The organism is Agriterribacter sp. (genome assembly GCF_035445465.1).
GTDB lineage: Bacteria > Bacteroidota > Bacteroidia > Chitinophagales > Chitinophagaceae > Agriterribacter.
The window spans coordinates 1-17559 of the sequence record NZ_DAOMQT010000070.1 but is presented as its reverse complement, the minus strand read 5'-3'; the positions used below and the strand labels follow the sequence as shown (position 1 = coordinate 17559).

Annotated in this window: 16 protein-coding genes; 8 read left to right on the top strand and 8 right to left on the bottom strand. The window is 42.8% G+C overall.

Features of this window, described 5'->3' with window-relative positions:
• Positions 1-170 precede the first annotated feature (170 nt).
• Positions 171-617, top strand: coding sequence for an SET domain-containing protein (locus tag PLE34_RS19905; protein WP_324559860.1), 447 nt, complete (start codon positions 171-173; stop codon positions 615-617).
• Between the two features lie 26 nt (positions 618-643).
• Here the strand turns inward: PLE34_RS19905 and PLE34_RS19900 are convergent, their stop codons facing one another.
• From PLE34_RS19900 to PLE34_RS19890, 3 genes are all read right to left on the bottom strand, one after another.
• Positions 644-1378: a DUF72 domain-containing protein gene (locus tag PLE34_RS19900; protein WP_324559858.1), complete on the bottom strand. Its 735-nt coding sequence runs from the start codon at positions 1376-1378 to the stop codon at positions 644-646.
• Positions 1379-1454: 76 nt separating this feature from the next.
• Positions 1455-3650: a catalase gene (locus tag PLE34_RS19895; RefSeq protein WP_324559856.1), complete on the bottom strand. Its 2196-nt coding sequence runs from the start codon at positions 3648-3650 to the stop codon at positions 1455-1457.
• 334 nt (positions 3651-3984) lie between these two features.
• Entirely contained in the window at positions 3985-4572 is a 588-nt protein-coding gene (locus PLE34_RS19890) for a porin family protein (protein WP_324559853.1), read from the bottom strand.
• 368 nt (positions 4573-4940) lie between these two features.
• On the opposite strand from PLE34_RS19890, the gene PLE34_RS19885 reads away from it, so the two are divergent.
• On the top strand, positions 4941-5408 hold the full coding sequence (locus tag PLE34_RS19885; RefSeq protein ID WP_324559851.1) for a PA2169 family four-helix-bundle protein: 468 nt from the start codon (positions 4941-4943) through the stop codon (positions 5406-5408).
• 345 nt (positions 5409-5753) lie between these two features.
• On the opposite strand, the gene PLE34_RS19880 is transcribed toward PLE34_RS19885, so the two are convergent.
• The 4 genes from PLE34_RS19880 to ligD all read right to left on the bottom strand — a co-directional run bounded on the left by PLE34_RS19880 (position 5754) and on the right by ligD (position 13780).
• The gene (locus PLE34_RS19880; RefSeq protein WP_324559849.1) at positions 5754-6119 is read right to left on the bottom strand and encodes a response regulator; all 366 of its coding nucleotides are present in this window, start codon (positions 6117-6119) and stop codon (positions 5754-5756) included.
• 6 nt (positions 6120-6125) lie between these two features.
• Positions 6126-10580: a PAS domain S-box protein gene (locus PLE34_RS19875; RefSeq protein ID WP_324559848.1), complete on the bottom strand. Its 4455-nt coding sequence runs from the start codon at positions 10578-10580 to the stop codon at positions 6126-6128.
• Between the two features lie 338 nt (positions 10581-10918).
• Positions 10919-11065, bottom strand: coding sequence for a hypothetical protein (locus tag PLE34_RS19870; RefSeq protein WP_324559846.1), 147 nt, complete (start codon positions 11063-11065; stop codon positions 10919-10921).
• Positions 11066-11128: 63 nt separating this feature from the next.
• Positions 11129-13780, bottom strand: coding sequence for a DNA ligase D (gene ligD, locus PLE34_RS19865; RefSeq protein ID WP_324559844.1), 2652 nt, complete (start codon positions 13778-13780; stop codon positions 11129-11131).
• A 235-nt stretch (positions 13781-14015) separates the two neighbouring features.
• On the opposite strand from ligD, the gene PLE34_RS19860 reads away from it, so the two are divergent.
• From PLE34_RS19860 to PLE34_RS19845, 4 genes are all read left to right on the top strand, one after another.
• Entirely contained in the window at positions 14016-14504 is a 489-nt protein-coding gene (locus PLE34_RS19860) for a low affinity iron permease family protein (protein ID WP_324559842.1), read from the top strand.
• A gap of 85 nt (positions 14505-14589) precedes the next feature.
• Positions 14590-14928 carry a Rossmann-fold NAD(P)-binding domain-containing protein gene (locus tag PLE34_RS19855; RefSeq protein ID WP_324559840.1) on the top strand — a complete coding sequence of 113 codons (339 nt, stop codon included), beginning with the start codon at positions 14590-14592 and terminating at the stop codon, positions 14926-14928.
• A 39-nt stretch (positions 14929-14967) separates the two neighbouring features.
• Positions 14968-15318, top strand: coding sequence for a response regulator (locus tag PLE34_RS19850; protein WP_324559838.1), 351 nt, complete (start codon positions 14968-14970; stop codon positions 15316-15318).
• Between the two features lie 146 nt (positions 15319-15464).
• Positions 15465-15611, top strand: coding sequence for a hypothetical protein (locus tag PLE34_RS19845; protein ID WP_324559836.1), 147 nt, complete (start codon positions 15465-15467; stop codon positions 15609-15611).
• Between the two features lie 5 nt (positions 15612-15616).
• On the opposite strand, the gene PLE34_RS19840 is transcribed toward PLE34_RS19845, so the two are convergent.
• The gene (locus PLE34_RS19840; protein WP_324559834.1) at positions 15617-15805 is read right to left on the bottom strand and encodes a hypothetical protein; all 189 of its coding nucleotides are present in this window, start codon (positions 15803-15805) and stop codon (positions 15617-15619) included.
• 199 nt (positions 15806-16004) lie between these two features.
• Between PLE34_RS19840 and PLE34_RS19835 the strand changes: the two genes are divergently transcribed.
• A complete protein-coding gene (locus PLE34_RS19835) occupies positions 16005-16343 on the top strand; it encodes a hypothetical protein (protein WP_324559833.1) in 339 nt (112 codons plus the stop codon).
• 114 nt (positions 16344-16457) lie between these two features.
• Positions 16458-17559, top strand: a 1102-nt coding sequence (locus PLE34_RS19830) for a sensor histidine kinase (RefSeq protein WP_324559831.1), incomplete at its 3' end; no start/stop codon positions are given.

The window sequence follows — 17559 nt, the reverse complement described above, 5'->3', positions numbered from 1 at the left end:
TAGGGTATATCCTATGTTTTGCTGACACGCAGCTCGGTTAATTTGGAATGCACCCTGCAAACGTTATAAAATATGTTTTTGAAAACTAAAGGTTATATTTATCACTTTTTGTGACAGTTATGACCTTTGAAAAAAGAAGGGATTAAACGTCAGGCAGAACCAAGATATATATGGCGGACGATATTAAATTAGTTATAAAAAAGTCAACCCTGCCACAGGCCGGCAAAGGATTATTTACCCAATCCTTCATTCCTTCCGGAACCCGTATTATCGAATATAAGGGCCGGGTTACCACGTGGAACGAGGTAAAAGAAAAGGAAGCGGACAATGTATATATCATGTATGTGAACCGCAATCATGTTATTAACGCACAGCCCTATAGTAAAGCACTGGCAAGATATGCCAACGATGCAAAGGGTGTTGGGAAAATCAAAGGGCTGCGTAATAATGCAGTGTATGCCACTATAAAAAAACGGGTGTACATTAAAGCTACCAGGGATATAAAGGCAGGTGAGGAAATACTGGTTGATTATGGAAAGTCGTACTGGCAAACCATGAGAGCAAACAGGCGGATTGACGAGCAAAAAAAACGGGAAGCTGATCCACGGAAATCATAGACCAGCACAGGTTATTTAATCTGAAATCAATCCTTATTTACATATGCTTTGATCCACATGGCATTTTCAATGGCAGCCATGGAAGCTGTATTATTAAAATACAGGAAAACCTCCTTTACATTTTTATTTTTCAACAGGCTCCCGGCCACTTCCTCCAAAACCGGGTGGGTGTACGCTGAATAATATAATTGGGGCACCCCATGAAACCGGTAATAGGCTATTGCATGATTTACCACTGCCGTAGCGGGAAGTGAGGGATAGCTGATGCCGCTGAAAGTTATTTTATTTGCTTTCAGTGTCTCGTATACTTCAGGCTTCCACCAGCCGGCGTTACGGAATTCTACTACATTATGCACTCCGGAACGGAGGTTTTGAACAATGCGGGTTAGCCGTTCCGTACTATAAGTAAAAGAAGGTGGGAGTTGGAACAGCACCACGCCCAGCTTTTCCTTTAAGCCATGCTGTACCACATCGTAAAAATCATTCAGAAGGCTTTCACACTCATTAAACTGCTTATAATGGGTAATTAACCCTGGGGCCTTTACGGCAAAGCAAAAGTTCGGCAGACTTTGCGTGTACCAGCGCTCCAATACCGCTGACTGCGGAAAGCGATAAAACGTAACATTCAGTTCAAGCGTATTGAATTGTGTGCTGTAAAATTCAAACCATTTTTTTTGAGGAAGGCCTTCCGGGTAAAAACGCCCTTTCCATTCCCGGTAATGAAAACCGGAGCACCCGATATGCCATTTTATTTTGTTCATATTTTATGCCGGTATCAAAAATACATTTAACAGCACCGGGCAGAGGCAGATGCAGCAAGCCATACAGGATATTACTTTACGCAGGAACCTTACGTGCTTTTTCCCTTTCCCAGAACCGGTGTTTTGCAATGGCCGCAATAAAATCTTTAGCCAGCGCCTTAACCTCTTTGTTAACCAGTAAACCTTCTTCCTGTATTTTAGGACTGAGTTTCTTACCAAAATAAGTAGCTTCCAATACCTGGGTGGCTTCCCCGTGCGCAGCAATGGCTTTACAATGCTTAAATGCCTGGTTTAAGAAATGAACGGCATCAGGCTCTCCGGCAAGTGTGGCAACACTATTTGTGCCACCAGGTACGTATACCGCATCGTACATAACAGAAGCCGCTGTAAGCAGACTTTGGTCAACTTTGATCACGGCATTGTTCCCTGCTGTTATGGTGCCCAGCTTGGGAGAGATAATATCTGTTGTTGCACCTTCGGCCAGTAATGCTTTTTGCATAACTGCTATAGCGTTTTCGTTTACGCCGTCAGCGGCCAGTATGGCTATATTTCTGGTGCGTATGGTATCCTTTTTGGTATTGGCCATGCTCAGCGCCTCCGATTTCAGCAAACTGCTTTTTACTTTCAATGGCTCAAAGTTCTTTTCAACACCATCTGCAGGTATACTTTTATTAATGGGCTTTTCGGGTTTTAGCACACTCAGTCCCAGGTTATAGGCCACACTTGCGGCCAACCCTTTATCTATTTCGCCTAATATATTCACCATGCGCTGGCGGATGGCTTCCACTTCGCACTTGCCCAGTTCGAATGATAAAGCGTCAATGATATGATTTTTTTCAGGCTCCGACTGGCTGTTGTAAAATAAGGTTGCCTGGCTGAAATGATCAAAAAAGCTCCTGCTCCTTTCCCTTACTTTTTTTGCATCTATTTTTTCTGCATAGGAAGTAAAACCACCTTCCGCCATTTTTGCCTGGAAAGGGCAGCCCCCGCCCAGGGAATTTGGATGATAGCTTACCCGGCCCTTATTGACCTGCTGGCGCATATACCCATCGCGCTGGTTATTGTGCACTGTGTTAATGGAACGGTTAATGGGTATTTCGTGAAAATTAGGACCGCCCAGCCGGATCAGTTGCGTATCGGTATAAGAAAATAAACGGCCCTGCATTAAAGGATCGTTGGTGAAATCAATGCCCGGTACAATATGTCCTACGTGAAAGGCTACCTGCTCTGTTTCTGCGAAAAAATTATCGGGATTCCGGTTCAGCGTCATTTTGCCGATCCGCTGCACCGGAACCAGTTCTTCGGGTATAATTTTGGTGGCGTCAAGCAAATCGAATTCAAATTTGTGTTCATCTTTTTCGGGTACAATCTGCACGCCCAGCTCCCATTCGGGAAAGGCGCCATTGTCAATAGCTTCCCACAGGTCGCGGCGGTGAAAATCGGGATCCTTTCCCGAAATCTGCTGCGCTTCGTCCCATGCTACCGAATGAACGCCCAGCAATGGTTTCCAGTGAAACTTTACAAAGCAGGCTTCATTCTTTTCATTAACAAAGCGGAAAGTATGTACACCAAAGCCTTCCATCATCCTTAAGCTCCGTGGTATAGCCCTGTCGCTCATCAGCCACATGATCATATGGGTTGATTCAGGCATTAAAGAGATAAAGTCCCAGAAGGTATCATGCGCAGAGGCAGCCTGTGGTATTTCATTATGCGGTTCGGGCTTAACCGCATGAACCAGGTCGGGAAATTTGATAGCGTCCTGGATAAAAAATATGGGCATGTTATTACCCACCAGGTCAAAATTACCTTCCTGTGTATAAAATTTTACTGCAAAGCCTCTTACATCCCTTGCCAGGTCTGTGGAACCACGAAAACCGGCCACTGTAGAAAACCGAACGAACACAGGCGTTTCGATAGAGGGATCAATAAGAAAGTTGGCCTTTGTATAAGCAGCCATAGATTTATATACTTTAAAAACGCCATGCGCCCCGCTTCCTCTGGCATGTACGATCCTTTCAGGTATGCGTTCATGATCGAAATGGGTAATCTTTTCCCTGAAAATGAAATCTTCAAGCAGGGTAGCGCCCCTGTTGCCGGCCTTCAATGAATTTTGATCATCGTTGATCTTTAATCCCTGGTTAGTGGTTAAGAACTCGTCTGTCCCGGCTTCTTTGTGCTGCTCCATGCTATCGAGCTTTTCATTTGTTATTTCAGTTTCCCGGTTTGTTGCTTCATTTTTCTTTAAGGAAGGCTTTGTTTTTTTGGCAGGCATATATTAAAATTATAAGCGGGTTAAAAAATAATGATTGAGAAGGAACTTGTTAGAAAGCTATTGTATACTTCATCAAAAGAAGGGCCATGCTTAACAATAGCAACATGCTATTTCCCGGGAAGCCCGGCATAAAAGAATGTAAGTAGAATACAAGCGCCGGAAAAGGCATCTGGTTTATCAGCAGCTCCCAAATCAATCTTTTTGGAAAACATGAAAAATTATTTTTCAAAAGGATTGCGGGACAATTTTAAGGGGGAAATATTTCTACATTCCGGCATTAAAACGCCCTGCTTATCTTTTTGAAAAGCAGGGCGCTGGCTGTTGTTGTAACAAATTACTTTCTATTGAAAATGGTATAAAAAAGGCTCACCTGTATGGTGCTGTTCTTATAATCGGGATTTACTCCGCCGCCAAAATCTATATCTCCCACTTTCGACAATCCGGCAATATAACGGGCGCCTACGCCCAACCCCATGGCACTGTGATAGCCTATACCCGCCGCGAGCGCTGCGTCAAGATTTTTAACATCGGTATTTACGCCGCTGATCTTATCGCTTACCTTAAGTCCAAATTGTGGTCCGGCTTCAATATACAGGCCGCCCCGGGGACTTTGAAGCTTTACCATGATCGGTAATGTAGCATAGGTTGCCTTAAAGTTTTCCTTTTGCGTTGAGCTTTCTAATTTAGCGCCCTGCGACGACACCAGCAATTCGGGCTGAACGGAAAGGATAGCACCAAATCTTAAATTTACAAATGCGCCTGCATGAAATCCCACCAGGGTATTGGCTTTTACATCCTGGTAATCATTGCCGCGGAAATTGCTCATATTAACCCCGCCTTTGAGGCCTAACTGGAAATTCTGGGAAAGTGCGGGTACACTTAACAGTAATGCTGCTGCTAGTGATAACGTTACATACTTCATAGTTTCAAATTGTTGGTTACTCCTGTATGCTTCAATTATGCTGCCAATAATGCACTATGAAATGTTATTTGTTTTTTGATCCAGTGATTACGTCAACGCTTTACATCCGGCATTTTTCGTAACAGGTAAACCGTGTTTTGAATTGTAGAAATTATTACACGAAAATTTTTGCAATCCCATTTTAAAAAACATACAACAGGTGAAAAAAATAACGGTACGGTTTTTAAGTCTTTACTGTTATTCCATGTTGTTAGGCAAAATAATATATAATATTACGATCTACTCATCGGGAGTTTCCGGAAAAGGTTTATATATAATATCTTTTTGCTTAAATCGCATGCATTCATCATCTTAAAAAATAAAAAATTATGATCAGTACTGAAAACAACGCGGCTGTATTAAATGATCTTATTCAGATCAACAACGACCGTATAGAAGGTTATGAAAAAGCCGCTAAGGAAACAGAAGTTATGGACGCCGATTTACGTGCGCTTTTTACACGAATGGCCAATGAAAGCCGGGAGTATGTTTCGGAGCTCAGAAATTATGTTCACCAAACCGGTAAGGCAGCCACTGATTCTACAACAGTAAGCGGAAAAATTTACCGGGCATGGATGGATGTAAAAGCGACTTTTGGCGGAAAGGACAGGAAATCTATTCTGGAATCCTGCGAATTCGGAGAAGATGCAGCACAAAAAGCCTATAAAACTGCTCTCGATAATGCGCCGGATGATGAATTATCGCCTGATGTAGTACAGCTCATTGCTGAACAAAAAACGAAGCTGAGAAGAGCGCATGATGAAATCAAAAGATTGCGCGACAGCCAGTCTGCATAGTCATTTAACGGGAGTTTTGGATGTTGAACCACATAGAAACATAGGCATAGATTTCACATAGGCATTATACAACTTGCTATGGGTTTTTTCTTTGTGTGCTATGTCTATGTGGTAAACACTCAAAACATAAACAATAAAAAACTGATTTTCATTTCTGAACAGCCAAAATTCAAATTCGTTTAATAATTAATTGATGAGCAACCTTTTATTTTGCAAAAATTCTTCAGTTTTTTGAAACAAAAATGACATGGGTTTTTGAAGATGATTGAGAACCGGAATGGCACCAGGTGGTACTGCCGTTCCGGTTTTTAATACAGTAAATGCAATAGCCGGAATAATGGTTGGTCAGCTATCTCCTGTGTGTTGCCGTACTGTTGAAAATAACTCATCTATTTCGAAGGGCTTTGAAATATAGCCGTCGGCTTTGCAATTATGGCTAAGCTCTTTAATATTGGCGTTGGCAGAAATAATAATAACGGGTATATGTTTGGTATGGGTATTATCTTTTAAATGCCTGCAAATATCCGAGCCATCTGCCCCCGACATCCAGAGGTCAATCAATATCAGGTCGGGTGCTTTTTCGTAAATGCTGTTTAAGTTTTCCGCATGGGCAGAGGTATGTACCTGGTATCCTTTAAATTCCAATACCATCCTCATGGAATCAAGGATATCCTTGTCATCATCCAGAATAAGAATTTTTTTCCCTGCCATTTGGTTTTATGCTTTATTAACAGGAAGGCTAAAATAAAAAATGGATCCTTTCCCGGGCTCACTTTCAAACCATATTTTCCCGGATTGTTTTCTTATAATTTCCGCCGATATATATAAGCCCAGTCCCAGTCCGGGGAAAGTGTCAAATTTTTCGCCTTCTACCCTGTAAAATCTGCTGAAGATACGGGATTGATTTTTTTTATTGATACCGATGCCAAAATCCTGTACGGCACAGATCACCGAATCGTTTTGCAAGGTAACGCTTACAATTATTTTATCGGCTTTGGGAGAGTATTTAATGGCATTGGTAATAAAATTGGTGAGTACCTGCCCGATTCTATCCCGGTCGCCGGTTAACAGGCAGTTGAAAAATATTTCCGTAATCATGGTATGGGTGGAAGCAATACGCTGCACATCTTCTACAGTTTCATTAACCAGTTCAGTAAAGGAAAAAACTTCTGCTTTCAGCGATAGCTTGCCTTCATCCAAACGGGTGATATCCAGCAGGTCGCTGATGAGCGTATTTAATTTCGTTATCTGCAGGTCCATACGGCGCATAATGGCAGATGAAGCCTCGTCACCCGCGGTTGAAAACTTCATTTCCAACAACTGGGTAAACGCTTTCAGGGAAGTTACCGGTGTTTTGAGCTCATGACTTACAATGCTCATAAATTCATCTTTTTGCTGCGATAACTTTTTATTATCCGTAATGTCTGTGCATGATCCTATATATCCTTCAGGGTCTCCGTCTTCATTATAGTTGGGAAGTCCCGAATTGAGGAACCACCGGTAATTGCCATCTTCATCTCTCAGGCGGAATTCCAGCACAAAAGGTATTTCCTTCGGTTTTGCATCAAAAAAAGCACCCGTTGTAATTTCCCTTTCCGCGGGATGTACTGCTTCAAGCCAACCATCGCCCAGCGCGTTCTGTGGCGTTTGACCGGTGTAATCATACCATTGTTTATTAAGATAAATGCAATTGCCATTATTGTCGGCTATCCAGATAATAACGGGAATAGTGTCGGACATACTACGGAAACGGTTTTCACTTTCGATCAGGCGTGCTTCCATTTTTTTGGCTTCTGTAATGTCAATGCTAACCGCAGTAAGAAAACTAAGGTTATCGGAACCCTTTATTAATGAAACGCTGTTATTTACCCAAACCACCGATCCATCGGGCCTGAGGTAGCGTTTTTCCATGGTAAAGCTTTTCCCTTCCGTTGCGCAGCGCTTCAATAAAAGTATATTTTGCTCACGGTCATCGGGGTGTGTTACATCCTCAATGCGTAATGCCAGGAGCTCCTGCTCGGAACGGCCAACCAAATGGCAGTACTGCTCGTTTACCGCTATAAATTTCCCGGTAATATCGGTTTGCGCAATTCCGGCGCCCACCTGGCTTATAATATTGCTGAATCTTTCTTCACTAACCTGAAGGGCTTTTTGAATTTTTGTATTTTCTGTTATATCAAGTAATAAATTGATAGCGCCGGTTATTTCATCTTTGTCGTTTAATATGGGTTGGGGATAAGGCAGTACGTGTCGGCGGCTGCCATCGGGGCGTTCAATGATAATTTCAAAAGTTTCAACCCGGCCGTATTTTAAAACGAGTGCCATTGGGCATTTATCTAAAGGAAGCAGCTCGCCATTGGTCTGGTATATTTTCCATGAACCGCACCATAATTCCGTACCCACTTTAGGCTCGCGGCCCCAAAGCTCTACGGCAGCCTGGTTGTAAAGTAAAATCCTTCCTTCTTTATCGCAGGTATAAAGCGCAACGGAAATGCCCTGTATTAACCGGCGGTAGCGCAGTTCACTTACCTCTATTTTTTTGCGGGCAGTTACATGCTCTGTAATATCATATGCAGCCGCCATTATCCCCGATATGCTTCCGTTTTCTTCACGGAAAGGTTCAATAACGAGCTTTACAAAAACAGCATCCAGGTTTTCGTTTCGCAGGATGTGTGCCTCCATTTCTTCAATCACTATTCTTTTGCCTGTTTTAAACACGCTTTTGAAAATGGCTTCAAATCCCTGCTCCTTTACTTCAGGGATAACTTCGAAAAGTGGTTTGTTCAGTAGCTGAGCTTTTGGCTTGCCAATGATCTCAAGGGCCATTTCATTAATGATCTCAACAGTAAAATCGGGCCCGCGCATTATGGCTATGGCCACCGGGGCCTGCTCAAACAAGCTATTCAGCTGGTGTTCGACATGCTTTCTGGTTTGGGCGATCCTGATTTGCGCATGCACCCTTGCCAGCAATTCTTTTGCAGAAAAAGGTTTTACCAGGTAATCATCAGCCCCTGTTTCGTAGCCTTCTATTTTTGATTCTTCCCCGGCGCGGGCTGTAATAAGCATAACAGGAATATGTTCCGTTTGCCTGTTCTGCTTTATCTCTTCCACCAGCCGTATGCCATCCATAACAGGCATCATTATATCGCTTAAAACAAGCTGGGGCTTTTTATCTTTCATTATGTCTAAAGCTTCCAGCCCGTTGCCGGCCGTAAATACCCGGTATTTTTTTTCGAGCAGGCTTTGAAGATATTCCCGCATGTCGGCATTATCATCAACAATTAATACAGCCGGCGTATTGCTGTTTATATTTTCAGCACCAGTTGCTGTGTTTGTTTTTGGTTTTAAGTTTTCCTGTAAAGCAAATGAATCTTTTATATAGGAATCAGAAATGATATCTTCAATATCCTGGCGGATGTTATTAACTTGCGAAACGGGCAGGTGCGCTTTGCCGGAAGGGATAGAAACCCTGAAGGTGCTTCCCTTCCCTTCCCCGCTTTCCACGCTGATAGTGCCGCCATGAAGGCGAACAAGCTCATGGGTCAGCGACAGTCCGATACCCGTGCCCTCATATGTTCTTCCGGTTACATGCTGCACCCGGTAAAAGCGCTCAAATATGCGCTGCAGCTCATTTTGGGGGATACCCACTCCCGTATCCTGCACTTCCAGGATAACATGGTTGTTTTGAGCAAACAGCGCAACAGTAATTTTTCCTTTAAGTGTATATTTGAATGCGTTGGACAATAAATTAAAAATGATCTTTTCCCACATCTGTTTGTCAACATACACCTGTTCTTTAATGGCCTGTGTTTTTACTTCCAGCGCTAACCCGGCTTTTTCAATTGTGGAACGAAAATTACCTGCCAGGCTGGCGGTAAAGGGTACGATGTCTGTTAACGAATAATGCGCCGTTATTCTTCCCGATTCGATACGGCTGAAATCGAGAAGGGTATTTACTAACTTAAGTAACCGCATAGCGTTGCGGTGCGTGGTTTCAATACTTTGTTTTTCACTGCTGCTGAGCCTGTGTTCCGGGCTGTTGATCAGCTCTTCGAGGTTCCCCAGCATGAGCGTAAGTGGAGTGCGGAATTCATGGCTGATATTGGAAAAGAAAACTGTTTTTGCTTTATCGAGCTCTTCAAGCACGCTGGTTCTTTTTCGTTCCGTTTCAAAAATGCGGCTGTTATTGATTCCTGATCCTATCTGGTCGGCGATCAGTTTAAAAAAATTTTGGTATTTATCATTAAGGATACGGTAAGGATTGATGCCTATCTTCAGAATGGCATAAGGGATCTTTTGCTGGCTGTGGGCTACAGGCAATACAAATGCCGTATGAATGGCACTATCCCATGCGCCTGTGGGCAAATTCCCGAATCGTTGCATCAGATCGTCGGCTATTACAGGGGCGTTACCTTTGGCCACGTCTGCCAATCCGTGAAACTGGCTGGCATGTTTATCCAGGTCAATTTCATAAGGGAAAAAAAGTCCCAGGTCTTCGGATGTTTTGTCTGCCAGTGAAAGCTTTTTCCCATCACGGCTCACTTCATAAATAAGGGCAAAAGGAAAGTCCCTGGGGTTTTGTTTAATAACCTCGATGCTTTTTTGATATACTTCCAGGTCTCCCGTGAGGTTTAATATGTTTTTTCCGAGGTTAGTCAGTGTTTGCAGTTGTCTTTCCACAGTAACAGCATCGGTAGTTTCCGTAACAGCGCAAAAGACTCCCTCTACTTTGTCGTTTTCACCATAAACAGGACTGTAGGAAAAAGTGAAATAACACTCTTCCGTAAAGCCATTTCTATGAAGCAGCAGCAGTTGATTATCGGACCATGTTGCTTTTCCTGTTTGAAGCACACTCTCCAGCATAGGACCTATAATATGCCATATCTCCGGCCAAACTTCTTTTCCTGTTGCGCCCAGGGCATGCGGGTGCTTTGTGCCCAGCATAATGCTATAGGCGTCATTATAAATTTTTACCAGGTCTTTCCCCCACCAAAGCACCATCGGAAACCTGGAATTGAGGCATAAATTAACAGCGGTATACAAACTCTGAGGCCATTTCTCAAATGAGCCTAAAGCGGTATTGCTCCAGTTAAAGTTCCGGATAAGCTCACCCATCTCACCATCTCCGGTAATGAGATGCCTTTTATTGCCTGTAAACTGTGTTGTTAACATAAAACAAAGCACTTTATTCACCCTTTAACCCAACCCTCCGGAAGAAAACAAAGTAAGTTAAGATTTTTATTTGGTGTGTGCTGTATTCATCAAAATGAAAAAAGCGGGCAGGCTTTATCGCAAATGTCAACTGCTTTTTATTTATTGCTGTAGCATTAAAAAACTCATCTCTAACAAATGGGATGTGCTTACAAGCATGCAGATCCATTATCGTATTATCCATTTACAATCTCTCCTCCGTTGGGATGAAGGAACTGCCCCGAAATGTAACCGGAATCGGAACAGGCCAGGAATAAATAGGATAGCTACTGCCTTACCAATGCCACTGTCGCCGCCCGTTATAAGGGCAATTTTATGATGAAGCTTATTGCTTCCTTTTGCTGCGGGTAATCAAATACAGGCTTTGGCTGCATTTTTTGCTCTGAGCCCGGCCTTTGCTGCTGCTGGGGTTTCCTGATCTGTTTTTTGGTTATCGTAGTTGGCATTTTAGTATTTTAGTATTGTTGAGTTGTAAAAAATGGCGTTACCTTTAGCGGGAGCATGGTGGTTTACAATTTCTCAAAAGCGGTAATTACTTTTTTCATATTGATCCCTTTTCCCAGAACCGGCTTAAACAAATCGTCTTCCTGCTTCATTCTTGACAGCGCATTATGAATGGTAAAGTCCTGCATACTTAATCCTTTTTTTACTTCCTCCCAATGGAGGGGCATAGACACTGTTGCCCCCGGCTTTGGACGTAGCGAATACGCCGCTGCCAGGGTAGCCTGGGGGCGGTTTTGCAAAAAGTCTAAGTAAATTTTTCCTTTGCGTTTAGCCGTAGTTCTTTCAATACTGGTAAACCCAGGTAATTGCTCATGAACGAACGTTACGATCATCCGGGCAAATTCCTTAGATGATTCATAGGTATAGGCAGCACCCAATGGAATGTAAATATGCAGGCCCGTGGAGCCGGAGGTTTTGCAATAAGATGTAACGCCGGCGCTTTCAAGCACCTGCCGCGTAACCTGCGCTGCTGCTATAACCTGCTCAAATTTATTGTTATCCGGATCGAGGTCAATAACACACCAGTCGGGGTGATCAGGCAACTGTATACGGCTGCTCCAGGGGTTCATTTCAATGCATCCCAGTGACGCCATATAAAGCAAACTGGCTTCATCTGTACAAACCATAAAATGTTTATCCCTTTCATCTTCTGCGCTGTGGTATGGAAAAGTTTTTATCCAGCCGGGAACTTTACCCGTCACGTCTTTCTGATAAAAGCTTTTACCGTTAATGCCATTTGGATGGCGGTTGAGCGATTGAGGCCGGTCTTTCAGGTAAGGTAATATGTATGGCGCTGCCTGGTAGTAATAATTCAGCATATCGCGTTTGCTGATCTTTTCTTTCGGCCAATATAATTTGCCGAGGTTGGTAAAGGTTAGCGGATGCCCGTTGATCTTTCTTTCCTGTTGCTGATCCTTTGGGTCCAGCAATGTTTTTCTTTCGGGTTTATTGTTTTTACCCAAATTTTTTTTCCCCTGTACCATATGGTTTTTATTTTTCAGTAATGCTTTGGTTGATACTGGTTTTTCGGGGTGTACATCCAGTGCTTTCTTGTCTTCCCGCATTCCTTCAAAAGCCGGATGCCGCATTAGTCCATCGTCGGTCATCTCCGTATAAGATACCTCGCAGATTAATTTGGGTTTTAACCAGGTAACGCTTGTCCGGGAAGGGCGTGGACGGAAGCGGGATGGCTTATTTATATCGGGTTCAAAGGTAAATGGGTTGGTTGTTGTAATGAGGGGCTTAAACTGTTCCATCATTTCTTTTTGCACCTGCTCCGAAAACCCGGTTCCGATTTTACCGGTATATACCAGTTTGTTTTTTTCGTACACACCTGCCAGTAAGGAGCTGAAATGTTTTGGGCTGCCTTCATTTTGCGTATAGCCTCCAATAACCACTTCATGTTTTTTGTCCACTTTAATTTTAAGCCATTCTTTCGATCTTGTTCCCGGAATATATAATGAATCCGCTTTCTTTGCCACGATACCCTCGAGCTTCATTTTTTTTGCAGTTTCAAAAAATTCCGTTCCCGTGGTGTCAAAAGCCTGGCTGATGTGTATTGCAGGATGAGCAGGCAGGAGGGCGGTTAGCTTTTCCCTTCTTTCCTCCAGCGGAAGCTGCATAAGCGAATAGCCGTTCAGCCACAATACATCAAATACATAAAATTTCAGCTCACCGTCAGCTTCGCTGAGCCAGTTCTGCAGTTTGCCAAAATTGGATAATCCATCCTCATTGGCTACTATAATTTCCCCGTCGAGCACTGCATTTAATTGCAGCGCTTTTAACGCATCATATACCGGGTAAAATTTTTCATTAAAGGATTTATTATTCCTCGAACGCAGATGGGTGCTTTTATGGTTAAGCAATGCGATAGCACGGTATCCGTCCCATTTCACTTCGTAAAGCCAGCCTTCTTCATCAAAAGGTTTATCTGCCAGGGTGGCCAGCATGGGTTGAAGCGTGGCGGGAAATTTCATTTTTTTTCCCGTACCGGCTATTGCCTTTTTAGCAGCGGAGGGCTTATTGTTTTTTTTTACTGTGCTGTTTTTTTTGATCGTTTTTCCATGAACAGCCGATGAGCTATCTTTTTCAATTTGCTTTAAGGTTCTGCCCGAAGCCACAGATTTTTCTTTTTTCAGTATCTCTGTGGCTTTAGCATATTTATCTTTTACTTTCATCAGCAACCATGAATTTTCACCGCGGTAAGAAGATTGCACAAGCGCAAACCGGCCTTTTAGCTTTTCCCCGTTCAGGTCAAAAACGATCTTTCCTTTATGCAGTTCCCGCAGCAATGCCTTTTCTTTTTCTTTTTTTCCTGTAAAATCCCCGGCAGCCGGTTCATAGGTGCCTTCATCCCAGATCATAACGGCGCCTCCGCCATACTGTCCTTTAGGGATAATGCCTTCAAAGGTCCTGTAATCAAAAGGATGATCTTCCACCATCATTGCCAGCCGTTTAACCGAGGGATCGGTTGATGGTCCTTTTGGTACAGCCCAGCTTTTGAGCACACCCGCCATTTCGAGCCGGAAATCGTAATGCAGGTTAGTGGCTGCATGCTTTTGAATAACGAAACGCAGTTCATCGATGTTAGATTTTCCACCGGTGGGTTCAGGCGTTTTGGAGAAAATACGTTTTTTTTTATAAGTACTAAGCGACATGACATAAGCAGCTTAAAATGCATGCCAAAATGGATCATCCGGTTTACCCGCAGGCACGATTGAGAGGGACCAGGAATATTTTGAAGAGATGATCCGGTATTATCTTTTACCCGCCTTTACGGGTATTGCCCCCGGAGGCCCGGGCCGGCACAATGTTCATGGCATGGTTTGTGAATTGTGAAGATCTGGGAAGGCTAACAAACAGCATCTTTCTATACACTTATTTCCCACTAAAATGAATAAACCCACTTCAAAAAAGAAAATATCAAATATTGGACGTGTCTTCAATAAAATTTCGGGTTGGATTACCCGGAAAACCGGGAGTCCCGCAGCTTTTATCCTTGCCTTAAGCCTTATCATTCTCTGGGCAGCGTTAGGACCGTTGTTTGATTATTCAGACACCTGGCAATTAGTCATTAACACGGGCACTACCATCATTACTTTTCTCATGGTTTTTATTATCCAGCAATCCCAAAACAAGGATACGGCGGCTATTCATTTAAAACTGAACGAATTAATTGCCAGTGACGAGAGGGCGAGTAACCGTCTCGTGGATATTGAGGATCTGACCGAAGAGGAGCTGATGATCCTGAAGAAATTTTATATTAAGCTGTCTGAAAGAGCCGAAAAAGAAAAGGACATCCATTCTTCGCATTCACTCGATGAAACAGGCGAGGCGAACTATAAGCTCCAACCGAGAAAAAAACCGGTTGCTGAAGCATAGTTATTTTATCCCTTTTGTATGTGCATCATTACCCGGCACAATAATAGCCCTACTGCTATTGTTTACTGGTAGCAAATTATATATTATGGAAGCATATTTTCATTATGCATTAATTACCGGGCCGGCAGGTGAGGCAGATGATGGGCTGGCTGATCTTTTTGCAAAAGACGGGTTTAATATGGTTGTCATGGCGCAGGATCATGAAGGATTGAGTAATATAACCGGGGAATTAGAGCAACAATACGGGATTAAAGTGATCACCATATCCAGGGATATCTTTCTGGCTAAAAATGTTTTCGAGCCTTATGATGAACTGATATCTACCGATATCCAGCTCGATTTGTTGGTTATGGTGCATGGCCGGATTCATATGGTAAGCCTTTTGAAACCCGTGTTTAAAAAAGAATACCATTTACTTAATTAACCTGTGCTATAATACCGTTTAAACCAATGGAACGTAGTTATGAAGAAAATAGTAGTTACTGACGATGATCCTGGTATTCGCGACATTTTTAAAATGATTTTTGAAACAGCAGGCTATCAGGTGCAGGTTATTTCCAATGGCGATGACCTGCTGAATAACGCATACAACCTGCCCGATCTTTTTTTGCTGGATAAACAGTTATCCGGTGTGGATGGCACCGACATCTGCCGTTACCTGAAGCAGCAGCGAACAACTGCTCATATACCGGTTATAATGATTTCTGCTAACCCGCAAATCGGTAAGCTGTCTGAAGAGGCCGGTGCAGATGCTTATATTGAAAAACCTTTTGAAGTAAAATACCTGCTTGAAATGGTAAAAAGGTATATCTGAAAAAAATGCCTGGATGCCCTGCCCTGTTATCAGTAAAACACAAGGGGAATTATTTCTACAATCCGTGTCCCTATTTTTTCCTGGTCTTTGATATAATCCATAGTATAAGTACAATAACAAGCGCCACTAAAAAAAATGCCCACCACATGCCCGCTTTAAAAATGCCTTCTACTATCGTACAGCCACTGAATAAAAAAGTAACAGCTATCAAAATTATTGCAGGGAACCATTTTTGTTTACGCATGCTGGTTGTTTACCCGGTAGGTTTCAATTATTATACCATTATCGTGTAATCCTGTTAAAAACAGTCGTGTTCATTTGCCTTTAAATAACCATGAGGCTCCGCCGGCATTTGCACTTTAGGATATAAAGTAAAAACCGGTTTGGTTTCTTCCCTTTCGGCAGGCTGCTCACTGCGGGAATAAACCGTTATCATTTTTGAGGCAGGCGTATAGGGTTGCATTGTCTTTTTTTTTACTTTCTCCATAGCATATTATTACATTCAGCGTAGCGCAAAGTATATGCCACAGGTTTGGCGTTTGGATATGTTTAACTAAAATTCCTGCTTTTCATTTAAACAGTTCATCAGGCAGTAATAGCATTTCATACATCCTGTTATGGGAGCAGGTAAACGTCCTTTATACTTTTGCACTAACATGTTTTTATTAATGCTTAATGTTATTGTTATGCGTACAATCGAAGTAAATGGCGATGAAATAAAAAAAGGGTGGGTTCTTTTTAACCCGGATCTTACAGCATCCGCCGGGCCCCGGGGCGTTTCATTCGCTGCCAATCTAACCAGCGATCCTACCGGCATCGGCAACTGGTCGGAAGCACAGTTCAGAAAAGCGCTTCGTGAAGAAAAATTTAAGGGATTGGATAATACCAGGCCGTTATTGCCACCTATGCCATGGCCCAATTTTGGGCAGTTAACCGACGCTGATATTAAAGCGGTGTTTACTTTTTACAGTCTGCGAACCCTGTACAAAATGTTGTGCCGGCGCCGCAGCAATGGGCTGCTGTAAAATAATTGTTGATACAATTCATACCGCTTTTTACTCAATTCATACACCCTGATTTTCCCTTCATTTTGCAGAAACAGGTGAAACCGGGAAAAGTTGGTAATTTGTAAAAACAATATGAGGATCCGATTACCACAATATACAACCAGGGATTACAGTGTAATGTTTTGGATAACCGTTCCTTTTATATGCATTGTAAACAGTGTCATTTTTGGCAGCCGGTTCTTTTCAGAATGGAAAGTGTTTGTAGTAGCAACAATAATAGGCTGTGTAGGGATGTGCATTGATTTTATATTATGCGGTTTTGTAGCGGTAGCTTTAAAAAAACGCCTGCCGGCAGAATGGCAGGTAACTAAAAGGCTAACCCTCATGATCCTTGTTTTTTGGCTGCTTACGGTACTTTTTTTGTATACGCTTTTCAGATTGTACGAAAAAATAGACCTGCTGGACTATACTTTTAGCGAGCGGGCTTTTGTATGGAGCTGTATTGGTTTGGGTATCATTAATGTTTTCCTCACTTTTTTAATGGAAGGAGTGGCACGGTATGATAGCTGGAAGGAAAGTATGGAGGAAACGGAAAAGCTGTCGAAAGCATATACCCAGAGCAGGTTACTGGGTTTAAAGAGCCAGGTTAATCCCCATTTTTTGTTCAACAGCCTTAATTCCCTTTCGAGCCTGATTAGTGAAGACGGGGAAGCCGCGGAAAAATTCCTTGATGAAATGAGCAAGGTATACCGGTATATGCTGCGTAATGAAGATGATCAGTTGGTAACATTGGAAGCGGAGCTGAAGTTTGTTGAATCGTATTATTTTTTTTTGCGTGCGCGGTATGGCAGCGCTTTGCAGTTAACAACAAACATTGAAGAAGCGGATACGTTAAAATGCCTGCCCCCGCTTACCCTGCAGGTAATCATTGAAACTGCATTTACCCAGAATACAGTAAGCAAAAATGCCCCGCTTCGGATTGCTATCCGGTCAGCGGGGGAGAATATGCTTGAGATTAAAAACAATATTCAGCCAAAAACGATAACGGAGGAAATGAATTATGAAGCGGGGCTTGATAACCTGGTAAACAAGTACCGTTTGCTGGTTCAGCTTCCTGTAACCATTGAAGATACCGTTGCGGAGCGGAGCATCAAACTACCCCTGATCATCAAAAAAACGGTGATTTCCGGCGGCTTTGTTACCGAATATACAGCTATGAAAGAACGGAATAAGC